This window comes from Kineococcus vitellinus, from assembly GCF_009906315.1.
GTDB classification, from domain to species: Bacteria; Actinomycetota; Actinomycetes; order Actinomycetales; family Kineococcaceae; genus Kineococcus; species Kineococcus vitellinus.
Genome location: NZ_JAAALL010000008.1, coordinates 1 through 15432, shown reverse-complemented (window position 1 = coordinate 15432; position 15432 = coordinate 1). Strand labels below are relative to the sequence as shown.

Sequence of the window (15432 nt, the reverse complement as noted above, 5' to 3'; positions counted from 1 at the left end):
ACCCCTGGGACCCCCCGGGCCCGGGGCGCGGCCTACGCCCGCTCGAGCAGCGCGACGACCTCCACGTGCGGGGTCTGCGGGAACATGTCGAGCACCCGGGCGCGCACCGGCCGCAGCGACGGCATCGCGGCGAGGTCCGCGGCCAGCGTCACCGGGTTGCAGCTGGAGTACACGACGTGGCGCACGCCGGAGCGCTCCAGCCAGCCGCTGAGCTCGCCGCCGATCCCCCGCCGCGGCGGGTTCACCACCACGAGGTCGGGGACGGCGCCCGCCCCCAGGGCGAAGCGGGTGGCGTCGCCCGCCTCGAAGCGCACGCCGGTGAGCCCGGCGGCCAGCGCCCCGGCCCGGGCGCTCTCGACGGCCTCCTCGCTGACCTCGATGCCTGTGACCTCCCGGCCCGGTGCGGCGCAGTGCAGCGCGAAGCCGCCGACACCGCAGTACAGGTCCCACACGCTCGCCGGCGCGACCTCCTCGACCCACTGCGCGACCTGCGCGTACAGCGCGGCGGCGACGGTCGAGTTCGTCTGGAAGAAGCTCTGCGGGCGCAGGTCCAGGTCGACGCCGCCCAGCGGCATCCGCAGCGTCGTGCGCTCGGTGAGGGCGATCTCGGTGTCGCCCTCGACGACGGCCTTGTGCTCGGGCAGCAGGTTCGCGCTGACGACGGCCAGCTGCGGCAGCGCGCGCAGCAGGTGCGGCAGGTGGCGGCGCACCGCGGGCAGCAGGGCGTCCGAGCGCAGCACGAAGCGCACCATGAGCTCGCCCGTGGGCGACTCGGTGACCAGGAGGTTCTTGAGCTCACCGCGCCGGGCGGGGACGTCGTAGGGCGTGAGACCGGCGGTGGTGACGAAGCGGGCCAGCTCGGGCAGCGCGGCCCGGATGCCCGGCGTGCACACCCCGCAGCGGCGCAGGTCCACGCCGCGCCCGGCGGCGTCGAGGATGCCGAGCGTCGGCCGGCGCACGGTGCCGCCGACGACCATCTTCGCCTTGTTGCGGTAACCGGCCTCGGGGCTGCGCACGCTGGGCAGCCACCGCAGCTGCGGCTGCTCGCCCAGCCGCCCGCTCAGCAGGTCGCGGCAGCGCTGCTCCTTGCCGCTGACCTGGTCGGCGTAGGGGACCTCGATGAGGGTGCACGAGCGGCAGGCGTGGCGGTCGTAGTAGTCGCACTGCATGGCGGTCTCCAGTCTAGGCCGCCCCGCGCCCCCTCCCCGTCCGTGATCTTCCACGGTGCACCGTGGAAGATCACGGACGGGGAGGGCGGCCGCGCGCGGGCCGGGGCTCAAGTCCTGCGCCGGGACGCCGATGCAGCTTCTAGAGGTGCTCACCCGTCCGGGTGAGCACCTCTACCCAGCGCGACGACCAGCGCGACGACCCGGGGCGGCACCTCGCCGCCCGCTCGACGCTCCGTCGAACAGTGGAGGAGCCACCCCGTGAGCACCGCAGCACCCGAACGGCCCGCGCGCACCGCCGTGCGGCCCACCGGCCAGGAACGCACGTTCTCCCGCGACGAGCTGATCGTCTCCAAGACCGACCCCCGCGGGATCATCACCTACGCCAACGACGTGTTCCTGCGCGTGGGCGCCTTCGAGCGCCACGAGGTGATCGGGCGCCCGCACAACATCATCCGGCACCCGGACATGCCCAAGGCCGTCTTCAAGCTGCTGTGGGACACCGTCTCCTCCGGCCGGGAGCTGTTCGCGTACGTGAACAACCTCGCCGCGGACGGCGCGAACTACTGGGTCCTGGCGCACGTGACGCCCAGCAAGGACCGCGGCGGGCGGATCGTCGGCTACCACTCCAACCGGCGCAAGCCCGGCCAGGAGGGCGTGCGGGCGGCGAGCGCGCTGTACGCGGACCTGCTCGCCGAGGAGCGCCGGCACTCCTCCGGCAAGGCGGCCGTGGAGGCCTCCACCGCGCTGCTGCACCGGCTGCTGGCCGAGCGCGGCACGACGTACGAGCAGTTCGTGTGGTCCATCGTGCCGGACGAGGAGGCGTGATCATGGGTTTCTGGCGCAGGGGTGCCGCGAGCGCGGCCCGCACCGACGAGGCCGCCCTGCACCGCGAGCTGGTCCGCCAGGTCACCGAGGTGTGCGAGGCCGCCGCCACCGGCGACCTGGAGGCCCGCGTCGCGGGCGTCCCCGGCTTCGAGTCCGTCCCCGAGCTGGTCCGCCTCGCCGACGGCGTGAACCGGGCGCTGGACGTGTCCGACGCCTTCGTCCGCGAGGCCGGCGAGGTGCTCACCGCCGCCGCCGACGGCCGCTTCCACCGCCGGCTGCTGCTGGGCGGGCTCGGCGGCGCCTACCGCGGCTCGGCCACCGCCATCAACGCCAGCCGGGTCTCCATGCAGGCCGGCGCCCGCGTCGTCGAGGAGGCCACCGCCGGCCGCCACGCGCTCGCCGACGAGTTCGAGGCCGGCGTGCTCGGGGTGTCCGAGCAGGTGGCCACGGCCTCCACGGAGCTGAGCGCGTCCGCGCAGGGCCTGGCCGCCGCCGCGGGCGCCGCCAGCAGCGAGGCCGAGCAGGCCTCGCTGACCATGGAGGCCCTCACCCGGGCCTCGGAGGAGATCCAGCAGGTCGTCTCCGTCATCGACGCCATCGCCGACCAGACCCGGCTGCTCGCCCTCAACGCCACCATCGAGGCGGCGCGCGCGGGCGAGGCCGGCAAGGGGTTCGCGGTCGTGGCCTCCGAGGTCAAGGAGCTCGCCGACCAGACCGGCCGCGCCACCGAGCAGGTCAGCGCGCGCGTGGCCGGCATCCGGGCGCAGGCGCAGGAGGCCGTGCGGGCCATCACCGGCATCAGCGGCACCGTCGTGGAGATGAACGGCCTCGTCGACGGCGTGCGCACCGCGGTCGACGGCTCCGACGGCTGGGGCGGATCCGGCGACGCCAGCGGCCTCTCCCGCCTCTCCGAGGAGCTGCGCACGCAGATCAGCGGGTTCCTCGCCGGCATGCGCAGCTGACCCGTCCGCCCCCGCGCGCGGGTCAGCGCGCGGGGACCGCGAGGCGTTCCAGCAGCCGCGGCAGCACCACCTGCAGCGGGGCGTCCACCCGCACGTCGGCCTTGGCGTCCCCGCGGGTGGGACCGGAGTTCACGATCGCCACGGGCGTGCCCCGCTCGGCGGCGCGCAGGACGAAGCGGTAGCCCGACATCACCTTCAGCGAGGACCCCAGGACGAGCAGGGCGCGGGCGGACTCGACGAGCGCGAACGAGCGGGCGACGCGGTCCTCGGGCACCTTCTCGCCGAAGAACACCACGTCCGCCTTCAGCGCGTCCTCGCCGCAGCGCCGGCACGGCACGGCGCGGAAACCCGCCAGCTGCTCGTCGCTGAGGTCGGCGTCGCCGTCGGGGTTGAGGGCGTGCAGCTGCTCCACGCGGGCCTCGAAACCGGGGTTCGCGGCGCGCAGGCGCCCGGCCAGCTCCGCGCGCGAGGTCCGCTCGCCGCAGTGCAGGCAGACCACGCGGTCGAGGTTGCCGTGCAGCTCCACCACCTCCCGGCTGCCGGCGGCCAGGTCGAGGCCGTCGACGTTCTGGGTGATGGTGCCGGTGACGATCCCGGCGGCCTCCAGCGCCGCGACGGCGCGGTGCCCGGCGTTCGGCCGCGCGCGGCGGAAGTGCTCCCAGCCGACGTGGCTGCGCCCCCAGTAGCGCCGGCGGGCCTGCGCGGAGCCGGTGAACTCCTGGTAGGTCATCGGGGTGTGCCGCTGCAGCGAGCCGTTGGGGCCGCGGTAGTCGGGGATGCCGGACCCGGTGGACATGCCAGCCCCGGCCAGGACGGCGACGCGGCCGCCGGCCACCAGGTCGACCAGGCTCGTCAGGTCCACCGGGCTCGTCGGGTCCACCGGGCCCGCGGGCTCGCCGGTGCGGGCCGCGGAGGAGGTCTCGCTCACCGGGCCATGCTGCCGGTCGGGGCCGGCCCGCGCAGCGCGAGGGCGGCCAGCGCGGCGGCGAGGGCGGCCAGGACGAGGACGAGCGCCACGACGAGCGGCCAGCCGCCGGCGACGAACGCGGACCCGCCCAGCCAGCCGAGCAGGCTGGAGCCCGCGTAGTAGGCGAACGTGTAGAGGGCCGAGGCCTGCGCCCGCGCGCCCGCCGGTGCGCGGGCGCCCACCCACCCGCTCGCGACGGCGTGCGCGGCGAAGAAGCCCGCGGTCAGCGCGGCGAGCCCGGCCACCACGAGGACCACCGAGGAGGCCAGGGTCAGCAGGCAGCCGGCCGCGAGCAGCGCGGTCGCGGCGAGCAGGACGCGCAGCCGGCCCGCGGCGGCCAGCCGGCCAGCCAGCGAGGAGCTCGCGGTGCCGGCCAGGTAGACGACGAACAGCAGGCCGACGACCGCCTGCGAGAGCGAGAACGGCGGCTGCAGCAGGCGGAAGCCGAGGTAGTTGTAGACCGTGACGAAGGCGCCCATGAGCAGCAGCGCCTGGGCGTAGAGGGCCAGCAGCCCGCGCTCGCCCAGCGCCGCGCGCACCCGGAGCGCCAGACCCGGCCCGGCCGCGGCGGTGCCCGCGGCGCCGGTGCGCCGGCGCGCGCGGGGGCGGCACGAGCAGGCAGAACAGCGCCGTCGCCGCGAGGCCGAGGACGGCGACGGCCGCCACGCCCCAGCGCCAGCCGGCGAGGTCGGCGACCAGGGAGGACAGCACCCGCCCCGACAGCCCGCCCAGGGAGGTGCCCGAGACGTAGGCGCCCGCCGCCACCGCGACCTCGCGGGGGTGGACCTCCTCGGCGAGGTGGGCCAGCGCCACCGCGGGCAGCCCGCCCAGGGCCGCTCCCTGCAGCGCGCGCAGCACCAGCACCGCGCCCAGCTCCGGCGCCAGCGGGACGGCCAGGCCCAGCAGGGTGGCGAGCACGGCCGAGGCGACCATCGCGGGCACCCGGCCCGCGCGGTCGGCGAGCGCGCTCCAGCCGACGACGGAGACCGCCAGCGCCCCGGTGGCCACCGAGACCCCGAGCGCGGCGCGGGAGGCGCTGACGCCCAGGTCCGCGGCCAGGGGCGGCAGCACCGCCTGCACCGAGTACAGCTGCGCGAAGGTGGCGACGCCGGCGGCGAACAGCGCGGCGACGAGGCGGCGGTAGCCGGGCGTGCCGCGCTCGTGGCCCGGCCACGGCCCGCCGTCCACCCCGGCCCGATCCCCGGTCCGCTGCCCGGTGCCTCCCCCGACGCTCACGCCCCGACCGTAGGAACCCCGACACCGATGCGTCCAATGCATGGAAGGATGCGGACCCATGCGCGATCCACGACGGGGCCGGGACGACGAGCCGCTGGCCGTGCTCGCGGGGCCGCTGCGGGTGCTCGTGGCGGTCGCCGAGCACGAGCACGTCACGCGCGCCGCCGCCGCCCTCGGCCTGCAGCAGCCCACCGCCAGCCGGGCGCTGGCCCGCGTGCAGGAGGCCGTCGGCGTGCCGCTGCTGGTGCCCGACGGGCGCGGGGTGCGCCTGACGGCCGCCGGGCGCTCGCTGGCCGACGTCGCCGCCCGCGCGCTGGCCGACCTCGACCGCGGGGTGCGCGCGGTCCGCGAGGACGACTCCCCCGAGACCGGCCGCGTCGCCCTCGGCTTCCTGCACACCCTCGGCGCCTCCGCCGTGCCGGCCCTGGTGCGCGCCTTCCGCGAGGACCACCCCCGCGTGCGCTTCCGGCTGCACCAGGGCGCCGCGAGCGCCGTGCTCGCCCAGCTGGCCGCCGGCGAGGTCGACCTCGTGCTCACCTCCCCCGTGCCGCGGCGGGCGGGCCTGGTCTCCCGCGAGCTCGCCGAGCAGCCGCTCGTGCTGGCCCTGCCCGGCGAGCACCGCCTCGCGGGCCGGCCGGCGCTCGCGCTGAGCGACGTCGCCGCCGAGGAGTTCGTCCTCTTCGAACCCGGCTACGGGCTGCGGGAGACCGCCGACGCGCTGTTCGCCGCAGCGGGCATCGCGCCCCGGGTCGCCTTCGAGGGGCAGGACGCGCACACCATCCGCGGGCTCGTGGCGGCCGGGCTGGGCGTCGCGCTGCTGCCGGCCGCGCAGCCGGGCACCTCCGAGGCGTTCGCTGGCCTGGTCGAGCTCCCGCTGGCGGGGCCCTCGGCCTCGCGCACGCTGGCGCTGGTCTGGCGGGAGGAGCCCCTGCCGCGGGTGGCCGAGCAGTTCCGCGACAGCGTGCTGGCCCGCGCGGGGCTGCTGCTCAGCGACCGCCGCTGACGTCCAGCGTGGTGCCGGTCACGTAGGAGGCGGCGTCCGAGAGCAGCCACACGACGGCCTCGGCGACCTCGTCGGCCTCGCCGCCGCGCCCCATCGGCACGGTGCCCTTGAGCCGCTCCACGCGCTCGGGCTCACCGGCGCTGGCGTGGATGTCGGTGCGGATCAGCCCGGGGCGCACCCCGGCCACCCGGATGCCGTGGGCGGCGACCTCCCGCGCCAGGCCGACGGTCATGGCGTCCACGGCGGCCTTGGAGGCCGCGTAGTCGACGTACTCGCCGGCGCCGCCGAGCACGGCCGCGCGCGAGGAGACGTTGACGATCGTGCCGCCACCGGTGGCCGCCATGCGCCGCACGGCCTCGCGGGCGCACAGGAACGCGCCGACCACGTTGACGTCGAGCACCCGCCGCACGCGCTCGACCTCCAGGTCGACGAAGGCGGACTGCCGCCCGGTGATGCCCGCGTTGTTGACGAGCCCGGTGATCGGGCCGAGCTGCTGGGCCTGGGTGAACAGCCGCCGCACCTCGCCCTCCACGGACACGTCGGCCTGGACGGGCACCGCCTCGGTGCCGAGGTCCGCGGCCTGCGCGGCGACGACGTCGGCGGCCTCGCGGTGCGTGGAGTAGGTGAAGCAGGTGCGCACCCCCCGCGCCGCGAGGGCGCGCACCACGGCGGCACCGATGCCGCGACTGCCGCCCGTGACGACCACCGTTCCCTGCACGCACCGCACCGTAGTGGACGCGGCACCGCGCGTGTCCGGCGCGTGCGGTGCCGCGCGGTGCGCGCGGCGCCCCGGGCGGGGGATCGCGAGGGCGGTCGCGGGAGCGGCGCAACAGGAGCGGCCCCCGCCGCGTCCTCCCCGCAGCGCGACCACCCCGGCGCGCGCGGGCCGAGCGGCCCGCGGACGAGAGGAGCCGCGCCGTGGCACCGACGCCCCCGGGTTCGGCACCGACGGAAACCCCCCGCCGCAACGGGTGCAACAGCGCGGGCGGCCGGCGCGTCCTGCAGGCGTGGAGACTCCCGGGCCCCGCGCGCGCACCTGCCCGCTGCACCGCGCGGCGGCGGCCGTCGCGCTGCTGCTGCTGAGCGCCTGCTCCCCCGCCGCGGGCAGCCCGTCCGCCGGGGACCCCGCCGTCGAGGGGTTCGTCCCGGCCCCCGGGGCCGGCTCCTCGACGGCGGCGCCACTCACCGTGGCTGTGGCCGGTGACGTCCACTTCGCGGGTTCCAGCGCCGCCGCCCTGGAACCCGGCGGCCTGGACGCGATCGCGCCGCTGCTGTCGGCGGCCGACGTCGCGGTCGTCAACGTGGAGACGGCCATCACCACCGGCGGCACGCCGGCGGCCAAGCGGTTCACCTTCGCCGCACCGCCCGCGGCGCTCGGGGCGCTGCGCTCGGCCGGGGTCGACGTCGCGGCGATGGCCAACAACCACGCCCTCGACCGCGGCCGCGACGGCCTCGCGGACACCCTGGCCGCGGGGGCCTCGCAGGGGGTTCCGCTGGTCGGGATCGGCGCGGACGCCGACGCCGCGCACGCCCCCTGGACGACGAGCGTGCGCGGGCACCGCCTGGCGGTCTTCGACGCCACCCAGGTCCTCGACTCCAGCCTGGCCGCGGACTGGACCGCCGGCCCCCGCCACGGCGGCGTCGCCTCCGTGAAGAGCGCCGCCGGCCGGCAGCGGCTGCTGAGCGGGGTGCGCGCGGCGGCGGGGAGCGGCGCCTCCGTCGTCGTCGTCCTGCACTGGGGCGAGGAGCTGGCCGGCTGCCCGCTGCCGGCGCAGGAGGAGCTCGCGGACGCGCTGGTGGCCGCGGGCGCCGACGCCGTCGTGGGCTCGCACGCGCACCGGCTGCTCGGCGGCGGCTGGAAGGAGGCCGGCGGGCGCACCGGCTACGTCGACTACGGCCTGGGCAACTTCGTCTTCTACGCGCGCCAGGGGGTCACCACGCGGACGGGGGTGCTGCTGCTGACGCTGCCCGGCGACGGCGGCGCCGCGGACGCGCGGTGGGAACCGGCGCGCATCGTCTCCGGCGTGCCGGTGCCGCTGACGGGGGCCGAGGCCGCGCGGGCCGTCGAGGACGAGGAGGCGCTGCGCGGCTGCACCGACCTGCACGGGCGCTGAGCGGCCGCGGCGCGGAGGCGCCGCTCAGCGCGCCGGGGCGGGCGCGTCGGCGAACACCTCCGCCGTCCACAGGTGCAGCAGCGCGTACCCGCGCCAGGGCCGCCACCGCTCCGCCAGCGCCAGCGCCTCCTTCGCGCCGACGCCGCCGAGGGCGCGGCGCAGGACGAGGTCACCGGCCAGGAAGGCGTCGGAGTCGCCGAAGACGCGCAGCGCGACGTAGTCCGCCGTCCACGGCCCGATCCCCGGCAGCGCGAGCAGCGCGGCGTGGGCCGCGGCCGCCGCCCGCGGGTCGCCGGCCGCGGCGTCGAGGTCGAGGCCGTCGGCCAGCGCCGCGGCGAGCGCGTGGACGGTGCGGGCGCGCGCGCCGGTGACCCCGGTGGCCGCGCGGATCGCGTCCGGGCCCGCGGCGGCCAGCGCGGCCGGGAGCGGGAAGGCGGCCAGGCCCGCTGCGACGGGGGCGCCCCAGGCGGCGACGAGGCGGCCGGCGAAGGTGCGGGCGGCGGCCAGCGAGACCTGCTGGCCCAGCACCGTGCACACCGCGGTCTCGGCGCCGACGACGGTGCGCGGCACCCGCAGGCCGGGACGGGCGGCCACGAGGTCCCCCAGCCGGGGGTCGGCGCCCAGCGCGGCCTCGGCGGCCGCGTGCGGGCCGTCGAGGTCCAGCCAGCGGCGCACCCGCGCGGCCACCTCGTCCACCACGCGCTCCGCGCCCGCCACCTCCCCGGGGGCGACGAGGCGCACCACGACCTGCTCGCAGCGCGGCGCGGTCCCCAGGTCGACGTCGGCGACCACCGGGCCCGCGGCCGTGGGGAAGGTGCGGGTGTGGACGCCGTCGGCGTGGCGCTCGGCGCCGGGCAGCGCGTGCGCCAGCAGGAAGCGGCGCAGCGGCACGGCCGCCAGCCCGCCGGGCACGGCCAGCCGCCGCTCGGCCCGCGGCGCGGTGCCGCCGCTCACGCGCCGCCCCGCTCGGGGTCGAAGACGGGCGGGCCGACGGGGACGAGGCCGGGGTCGTCGTCGCGGAAGGTGCGGATGCGCCCCACGGGGGTGTGCGGTCCCTCGAAGCGGACGGTGACCCGGCCCGCGCCGGAGCCCTGCACCCAGCCGGGACCGTGCTCGGCGTGCGCGACGTCCTGCCCCGGCCGCCAGCCCGGCGCCGCGTGCGGGCCGTAGGGCCGCGGCGAACCGCCCTCCAGCAGGGCGCCCGGCTCCCCCTGCGGCTCCCCGCCGTCCGGGTGCCCGGGGTCCGCGGACCCCTCGGGCTGCTCGCCGGACCGCTCGCCGGGCTCCTCGTCGGGCCGCTCGTCGGGCTGCTCGTCGAGGAGGTCTGCCAGCAGGTCCGCCTGGCTGAACTCCGACAGCCCCGAGACCCCCACGCCCAGCAGCCGCACGCCGTCGGCGACGTCGACGCCCTCGAGCAGCTCGGCGGCCTGGGCGGCGATCTCGCCGGCGGCGCACGTGGTGCGCGGCAGCGTGCGCGAGCGGTTGAGGGTGGTGAAGTCGTAGCGGCGCACCTTGATGGTGACGGTGCGCCCGGACACGCCGGCCGCCTGCAGGCGGGCCGCGACGCGGGCGGCCATCCGCCGGGCGCGCTCGGTGAGGTCGCGGCGGTCGGTGAGGTCCAGGGCGAACGTCTCCTCCGCGGAGACCGACTTCGCCTCCCGCTCGGCGACGACGGGGCGCGGGTCGACCCCGCGGGCGAAGGCCAGCAGACCGCTGCCGTGGGCCTTGCCGAGCATGCGCACCAGCTCGGCCTCGTCGGCGGCGGCGAGGTCGCCCACCGTGCGCAGCCCGGCCCGCACGAGCCGGTCACCGGTCACGGCGCCCACGCCCGGCAGGGCCCGCACGCTCATCGGCGCCAGCAGCTCCCGCTGCTCGTGCGGGGGGACGACGACGAGGGCGTCGGGCTTGCGCAGGTCGGAGGCGATCTTGGCGAGCAGCTTGCTGGCGCCCACGCCCACCGAGACCGTCAGGCCGGTGCGCGCGCGCACCGCGGCGCGGAACTCCTGCGCGATGCGGGTGACGGCGTCCACGTCGAGGTCGTCGTGGACGGCGGACAGGTCCACGTAGGCCTCGTCCAGGGACAGCGGCTCCACGAGCGGCGACAGCTCGCGCGCCAGCGCCATGACCTGCTCGGAGACCGTCCGGTAGGCCTCGAAGCGGCCCGCGAGGTAGGCGGCGTTCGGGCACAGCCGGCGGGCCCGCTGCGTGGGCATGGCCGAGCCGATGCCGAAGACGCGCGCCTCGTAGCTGGCGGTCGCGACGACCCCCCGCCCACCGGTGCCGCCGACGACGACGGGCTTGCCGCGCAGCGAGGGCTTGTCGCGCTGCTCGACGGCCGCGAAGAAGGCGTCGAGGTCCAGGTGCAGCACGCCGGGACGTGTCGGGTCCGGGCGCCCGCCCCGTCGCGCGACGCGCTCCGCCACCTCCCCCACCCGACGAGTCTGCACCGCGGCACCGACACCGGCGGCACCGGCGGCACCGGGCGCGGGTGCGCTCAGTAGTCTCCGACGGTGCTGGACGTGTCCACGACCGACTTCCTCCCCCTGCTCCTGGCGGCCCTCGTCATCGGCTTCTCCAAGACCTCCATCGGCGGCGCGGGGACGATCGCGGTCGCGATCTTCGCCTTCGTGCTGCCGGCCAAGGAGTCGACCGGGATCATCCTGCCGCTGCTGATCCTGGGCGACGTGTTCGCCATCTCGATCTACCGCCGGCACGCCGAGTGGGGGCTGCTGGTGCGGCTCTTCCCCAGCGTCGCCGTGGGGGTGGTCGCCGGCGCGGGCTTCGTGCGGGTCGTCGACGACACGGTGATGCGCCGCTCCATCGGCGCCCTGCTGGTGCTGCTCGTGGCGATCCACCTGTGGCGCCAGCACCGGCTGCGCCGGCGCGAGGACGTCGTGCCGATGACCCCCGCCGCGCGGCGGCTGACGGCGGTGGGTTTCGGGTTCCTCGCCGGGTTCACCACCATGGTCGCCAACGCCGGCGGGGCCCCCATGTCGATCTACCTGTTCACCATGGGCCTGGGCGTCATGTCGTTCCTGGGCACCGGCGCCTGGTTCTTCTTCATCGTCAACGTCTTCAAGGTGCCCTTCAGCCTCGGCCTGGGCCTCATCAGCACCGAGTCGCTGTGGCTGGACCTCAAGCTCGCGCCGGCCGTCGTCGTGGGCGCGCTCCTCGGGTGGTGGCTGGCCAAGCGGATCGACCAGAAGAAGTTCGAGGGCTGGGTGCTGGGCCTGTCGGTCGTCTCCGGCCTCAACCTGCTGCGCTGACCCGCCCCCCGCTCCCGGTGGTGATCTTCGACGGTGCACCTGGAGCCAGGCGCCCAGCGCCTGGAGGAAGATCACCGCGGGAGCCGGGGGACCCTGGCCGCGTGTCGCAGGGCGGTGGGAGCGTGGGCGCGTGACGGAGCTGGCGGCGGGCGAGGTCGGGGTGTGGCGGCTGGCCGCGCAGGGCGTGCTCCCGCGCGCGGGCGGTGCCGCGGAGGTCGTGCGGCGCCTGGGCGCGGTGCAGGCGCAGGACCTGCGGGCCGCCGCCACCGCGGTCGCGCTGCGGACGGCCGACGGCGGCGACGACCTCGCGCGGGCGCTGGCGACCGGCGAGGTGGTGCGCTCGTGGCCCGTGCGGGGCACCCTGCACCTGATCGGCCGCGACGACCTGCGCCCGGTGCTGCGCCTGTGCGCGCGGCGCACGGTGGCCGCGAGCGCCCGCCGGCGCGCGCAGCTGGGCATCGGCGAGGCCGACCTGGCGGTGGCGCTGCGGTGCGCCCAGGAGCTGCTCACCGGCTCGCGCGGGGCCTCGCGCGCGGACCTGCTCGCGGCCTTCGAGCGGGCCGGGCAGCCCACGGCCGCCGGGCGCGGCTACCACCTGCTCTTCCAACTGTCGGCGACCGGCGCGCTGTGCCAGGGGCCGCTGCTGGGCCGCGAGCAGGCGTTCGTGCTCCTCGAGGAGTGGCTGCCGGCCGCCGGGGCACCGGGCGGACCGGAGGGGGCCGGGGACGCCGCGGAGGACGAGGAGGCCGCGGCGCGGTGGGCGGAGCGCTACCTGCGCGGGCACGGGCCGGCGAGCGCGGCCGACTTCGCGGGCTGGACGAAGCTGCCGCTGGGCATGGCGCGGCGGGCCTTCGCCGCCGTGCGCGGCGGGTTCGAGGCCGTGCAGGTCGACGGCGTCGAGCACCTGGTCGACCCGGCCGTCGCCGGCCTCGTCGCCGCGCACCGCCGGGCGCTGCGCGAGCTGCACCTGCTGCCGGGCTTCGACGAGTTCCTGCTCGGTTACGCCCACCGCGGGCACGTGCTGGCGCGCGAGCACGCGGACCGGGTCGTGCCCGGCGGCAACGGCGTCTTCCGCGGCACCCTCGTCGCCGCGGGCACCGTCGTGGGCACCTGGACGCGCGCGGGCGAGGGGATCAGCGCCGACTGGTTCGCCGAGCCCTCCGCCGCGCAGCTCGCGGCGCTGCGGCGGCGGGCGGCGGCGCTGCCGAGCGGCCGCCTCGGCTGACGGGCGGGCCCGACCCGGTGCCGGGCCGCGCCCGCCGCGCTCACCAGGCGGCCCGTCCCGGCACGTACGCGCCGACCGACCACTGCCGGCCCTCCGGGTCCAGCAGCTCGACGTGGTGGTTGCCCCACTCCGTCGTCGCGGGCCCGGCCAGGACGTGGGCGCCGGCCTCGACGGCGCGCCGGTGCAGCTCGTCGACCGCGGCGTCCTCCCCGACCGCCAGGTACAGCCCGTGGCCCACCGAGCCGCCCTTCACCGCGGGCACGTCGTAGCCCTGCGCGTCGTGCTGGACCATGACCACCGCCTCGCCGCGGCGCAGCTCCGCGTGCTCCAGCCGGCCGCTGGCCTCGTCCCGGTAGGCGCTGACCACCTCGAACCCCAGCACCCGCTCCAGCCAGCGCACCGCGGCGTCCGGGTCCCGGTAGCAGGTGAACGCGCTGAGCACCTCGGTCATGTCGGCCTCCTCGTCGACGTCCCGGCGCCGCTCGCCGGCGCGGGCGACGCTAGCCGCGGGGTGCGACACGAGCCCGCGGCGCGGCGCAGGCCGGCGCGGTGGGGACTCCCGCCCCGGCCAGTCCCGACCCGACGACCGCCGTGGGGGACCCCCGGTCGGGAAACCCGTGGCCCGGACGGTGGCGCTCGTGCTGGACTCCCGCCGTGAGCGGTGTCCCGGCCATGCACCCCGGCCAGCTCGCGCTGCCGCCCGCGGTCGTCCGCCGGCTGGTGGCCGCGCAGTTCCCGGCGTGGCGGGACCTGCCGGTGCGGCCGGTGCGCTCCGACGGCACCGTCAACGCGCTCTTCCGCATCGGTGACGAGCTCGTCGCCCGCTTCCCGCTGCGCCCCGGGCCGCCGGCGCGGTTGCGCGAGGAGCTGCGCCGCGAGGCCGAGGCGGCCCGCGAGCTGCTGGGACGCACCGCCGTGGCCACCCCCGCACCCGTCGCGCTCGGCGAACCGGGCCCGGGCTGCCCCGTCCCCTGGGCCGTGCAGTCGTGGCTGCCGGGGACCGTCGCCGACGGCTGCGGCTCACCCGCCCTGGCGCGCGACCTCGCGCGGTTCGTCGCGGACGTGCGCGCCCTGCCCACGCGGGGGCGGACGTTCCGCGGCACCGGCCGCGGCGGCGACCTGAGAGCCCACGACGCGTGGGTGGAGCAGTGCTGCGCGCGCAGCGAGGACCTGCTGGACGTGCCGCGCTGCCGCGCGGCGTGGGCGGCGCTGCGCACGCTGCCGCGCGAGCAGCCGGACCTGCTGACCCACGGGGACCTGGTGCCCGGCAACGTGCTCGTCGACCCCGCCGGCTCCGGCCGCCTGGTGGGCGTCCTCGACGTGGGCGGGCTCGGAGCGGCCGACCCGGCGCTGGACCTCGTCGCGGCCTGGCACCTGTTCGGGCAGCAGGCGCGCGAGGAGTTCCACGCCCGGCTGGGCTGCGGGGAGCTGGAACGCGCACGAGGCCGGGCCTGGGCGTTCGCCCAGGCCATCGGCCTCGTCCGGTACTACCTCGAGAGCAACCCGGCGATGAGCGCGCTCGGGCGGCGGACCCTGGAGCGGGTGCTCGCCGCCCCCGGCCCCTGACCTCAGACGGGCGCGCCCTCGAACGCCTCGGCGGTCAGCCGCACCGAGCGCAGCCGCGCCTGCGTGTCGCGGGCCTGGTGGGCGACGATGAGCTCGTCCGCACCCGCGTGCCGGCGGAACTCCTCCAGGTAGGCGCGGACGTCGGCGGGCGTGCCGACCGCCGCGTAGGACTGCATCTGCCGCACGTGCTGACCGGCCGCGGTCTCCATGAGGATGTCCACCTCCGGCTCGGTGAAGGTGCGGCCCCGGCCGAACAGCGACACCGCGAACTGGCGCTGCACCTGCTCGTGGGAGCGGCGCGCCTCCTCGGCGGTGTCGGCGGCGACGACGTTCACGCCCGCGATGACGTGCGGGTGCTCCAGCTGCGCCGAGGGGCGGAACTGCTCGCGGTAGGCGGTCACCGCCGCGTGCAGGGCCTGCGGCGCGAAGTGCGAGGCGAACGCGTAGGGCAGCCCGAGCGCGGCGGCCAGCCGCGCGCCGAACGTCGACGAGCCCAGCAGGTACAGCGGCACCCGCGCCCCGTCGCCCGGCACCGCGCTGACCCCCGGCACCCGAGAGGTGCCCGCGAAGTAGTCGCGCAGCTCGGCGACGTCCTCGGGGAACTGCTCCGAGGCGGCCGGGTCGCGGCGCAGCGCGTAGGTGGTCTGCTGGTCGGAACCGGGTGCACGACCCAGGCCCAGGTCGATGCGGCCCGGGTACATGGCCTCCAGCGTGCCGAACTGCTCCGCGATCGCCAGCGGCGAGTGGTTGGGCAGCATGACGCCGCCGGCGCCGAGGCGGATCGTGGAGGTGTGCGCTCCCACGTGGGCGATGAGCACCGCGGGCGCCGAGGAGGAGATCGTCGGCATGTTGTGGTGCTCGGCGTACCAGACGCGCCGGTAGCCGTGCCGCTCGGCCTCCTGGGCCAGCGCGACGCTGGCCGCGATGCTCTCGGTGGGGGACTCACCGGGCGCGATGGGCGCGAGGTCGAGGATGGACAGCGGCATCGACACGAGGGCGACCTTCCGGGAGACGGCGTTCGTCGTGCCCAACCCCCGCCGGCCCGCAGCCGGGCGGTCACGGACGGTCGTGCGGGGGTCTGCTCGGGGACCTGCTGGGG

General features: G+C 77.6%; 15 protein-coding genes and 1 pseudogene. 7 read left to right on the top strand and 9 right to left on the bottom strand.

Going from position 1 to position 15432, the window contains the following annotated elements; genetic code table 11:
- Positions 1-32: 32 nt before the first annotated feature.
- On the bottom strand, positions 33-1169 hold the full coding sequence (gene rlmC, locus GTQ99_RS01790) for a 23S rRNA (uracil(747)-C(5))-methyltransferase RlmC (protein ID WP_166614026.1): 1137 nt from the start codon (positions 1167-1169) through the stop codon (positions 33-35).
- 258 nt (positions 1170-1427) lie between these two features.
- Between rlmC and GTQ99_RS01785 the strand changes: the two genes are divergently transcribed.
- Both GTQ99_RS01785 and GTQ99_RS01780 read left to right on the top strand, forming a co-directional pair.
- Entirely contained in the window at positions 1428-1994 is a 567-nt protein-coding gene (locus tag GTQ99_RS01785; RefSeq protein WP_166614025.1) for a PAS domain-containing protein, read from the top strand.
- 2 nt (positions 1995-1996) lie between these two features.
- On the top strand, positions 1997-2956 hold the full coding sequence (locus GTQ99_RS01780; protein WP_166614024.1) for a methyl-accepting chemotaxis protein: 960 nt from the start codon (positions 1997-1999) through the stop codon (positions 2954-2956).
- Between the two features lie 22 nt (positions 2957-2978).
- Here GTQ99_RS01780 and GTQ99_RS24635 read toward each other — a convergent pair whose 3' ends face one another.
- The 3 genes and pseudogenes from GTQ99_RS24635 to GTQ99_RS27405 form a co-directional block, all read right to left on the bottom strand.
- Entirely contained in the window at positions 2979-3836 is an 858-nt protein-coding gene (locus tag GTQ99_RS24635) for an NAD-dependent protein deacetylase (RefSeq protein ID WP_420814500.1), read from the bottom strand.
- 44 nt (positions 3837-3880) lie between these two features.
- Positions 3881-4462, bottom strand: a complete 582-nt coding sequence (locus tag GTQ99_RS24630) for an MFS transporter (RefSeq protein ID WP_240896573.1) — start codon at positions 4460-4462, stop codon at positions 3881-3883.
- Positions 4463-4514: 52 nt separating this feature from the next.
- Positions 4515-5201 (bottom strand): annotated as a pseudogene (locus tag GTQ99_RS27405) (MFS transporter); the annotation flags it as partial.
- Between the two features lie 16 nt (positions 5202-5217).
- On the opposite strand from GTQ99_RS27405, the gene GTQ99_RS01765 reads away from it, so the two are divergent.
- Positions 5218-6162 (top strand): LysR family transcriptional regulator, encoded by a 945-nt coding sequence (locus GTQ99_RS01765; protein WP_166614023.1) that lies wholly within the window; start codon positions 5218-5220, stop codon positions 6160-6162.
- On the opposite strand, the gene GTQ99_RS01760 is transcribed toward GTQ99_RS01765, so the two are convergent.
- On the bottom strand, positions 6146-6880 hold the full coding sequence (locus GTQ99_RS01760) for an SDR family oxidoreductase (RefSeq protein ID WP_166614022.1): 735 nt from the start codon (positions 6878-6880) through the stop codon (positions 6146-6148). The genes GTQ99_RS01765 and GTQ99_RS01760 overlap by 17 nt on opposite strands.
- A gap of 289 nt (positions 6881-7169) precedes the next feature.
- On the opposite strand from GTQ99_RS01760, the gene GTQ99_RS01755 reads away from it, so the two are divergent.
- Positions 7170-8276 (top strand): CapA family protein, encoded by a 1107-nt coding sequence (locus tag GTQ99_RS01755; protein WP_338074652.1) that lies wholly within the window; start codon positions 7170-7172, stop codon positions 8274-8276.
- 24 nt (positions 8277-8300) lie between these two features.
- Here GTQ99_RS01755 and GTQ99_RS01750 read toward each other — a convergent pair whose 3' ends face one another.
- Positions 8301-9230: a DNA-3-methyladenine glycosylase family protein gene (locus GTQ99_RS01750; protein ID WP_338074651.1), complete on the bottom strand. Its 930-nt coding sequence runs from the start codon at positions 9228-9230 to the stop codon at positions 8301-8303.
- Positions 9227-10699 carry a DNA polymerase IV gene (locus GTQ99_RS01745; RefSeq protein ID WP_166614040.1) on the bottom strand — a complete coding sequence of 491 codons (1473 nt, stop codon included), beginning with the start codon at positions 10697-10699 and terminating at the stop codon, positions 9227-9229. Before GTQ99_RS01745 ends, GTQ99_RS01750 begins: the two co-directional genes overlap by 4 nt.
- A gap of 90 nt (positions 10700-10789) precedes the next feature.
- On the opposite strand from GTQ99_RS01745, the gene GTQ99_RS01740 reads away from it, so the two are divergent.
- Positions 10790-11542: a sulfite exporter TauE/SafE family protein gene (locus GTQ99_RS01740; protein WP_205706614.1), complete on the top strand. Its 753-nt coding sequence runs from the start codon at positions 10790-10792 to the stop codon at positions 11540-11542.
- Between the two features lie 130 nt (positions 11543-11672).
- On the top strand, positions 11673-12767 hold the full coding sequence (locus GTQ99_RS01735) for a DNA glycosylase AlkZ-like family protein (protein WP_166614020.1): 1095 nt from the start codon (positions 11673-11675) through the stop codon (positions 12765-12767).
- 40 nt (positions 12768-12807) lie between these two features.
- Here the strand turns inward: GTQ99_RS01735 and GTQ99_RS01730 are convergent, their stop codons facing one another.
- On the bottom strand, positions 12808-13218 hold the full coding sequence (locus GTQ99_RS01730; protein ID WP_166614019.1) for a VOC family protein: 411 nt from the start codon (positions 13216-13218) through the stop codon (positions 12808-12810).
- Positions 13219-13439: 221 nt separating this feature from the next.
- On the opposite strand from GTQ99_RS01730, the gene GTQ99_RS01725 reads away from it, so the two are divergent.
- Positions 13440-14333: a phosphotransferase gene (locus GTQ99_RS01725; protein WP_166614039.1), complete on the top strand. Its 894-nt coding sequence runs from the start codon at positions 13440-13442 to the stop codon at positions 14331-14333.
- A 2-nt stretch (positions 14334-14335) separates the two neighbouring features.
- On the opposite strand, the gene GTQ99_RS01720 is transcribed toward GTQ99_RS01725, so the two are convergent.
- Positions 14336-15325 carry an LLM class flavin-dependent oxidoreductase gene (locus tag GTQ99_RS01720; RefSeq protein WP_166614018.1) on the bottom strand — a complete coding sequence of 330 codons (990 nt, stop codon included), beginning with the start codon at positions 15323-15325 and terminating at the stop codon, positions 14336-14338.
- Positions 15326-15432: the final 107 nt, after the last annotated feature.

Bases quoted from the DNA above. Each gene is read 5' to 3' on its own strand.
- GTQ99_RS01730 (WP_166614019.1), bottom strand. From the start codon at position 13,218: ATGACCGAGGTGCTCAGCGCGTTCACCTGCTACCGGGACCCGGACGCC.
- GTQ99_RS01780 (WP_166614024.1), top strand. From the start codon at position 1,997: ATGGGTTTCTGGCGCAGGGGTGCCGCGAGCGCGGCCCGCACCGACGAG.
- GTQ99_RS01765 (WP_166614023.1), top strand. From the start codon at position 5,218: ATGCGCGATCCACGACGGGGCCGGGACGACGAGCCGCTGGCCGTGCTC.
- GTQ99_RS01725 (WP_166614039.1), top strand. From the start codon at position 13,440: ATGCACCCCGGCCAGCTCGCGCTGCCGCCCGCGGTCGTCCGCCGGCTG.
- rlmC (WP_166614026.1), bottom strand. From the start codon at position 1,169: ATGCAGTGCGACTACTACGACCGCCACGCCTGCCGCTCGTGCACCCTC.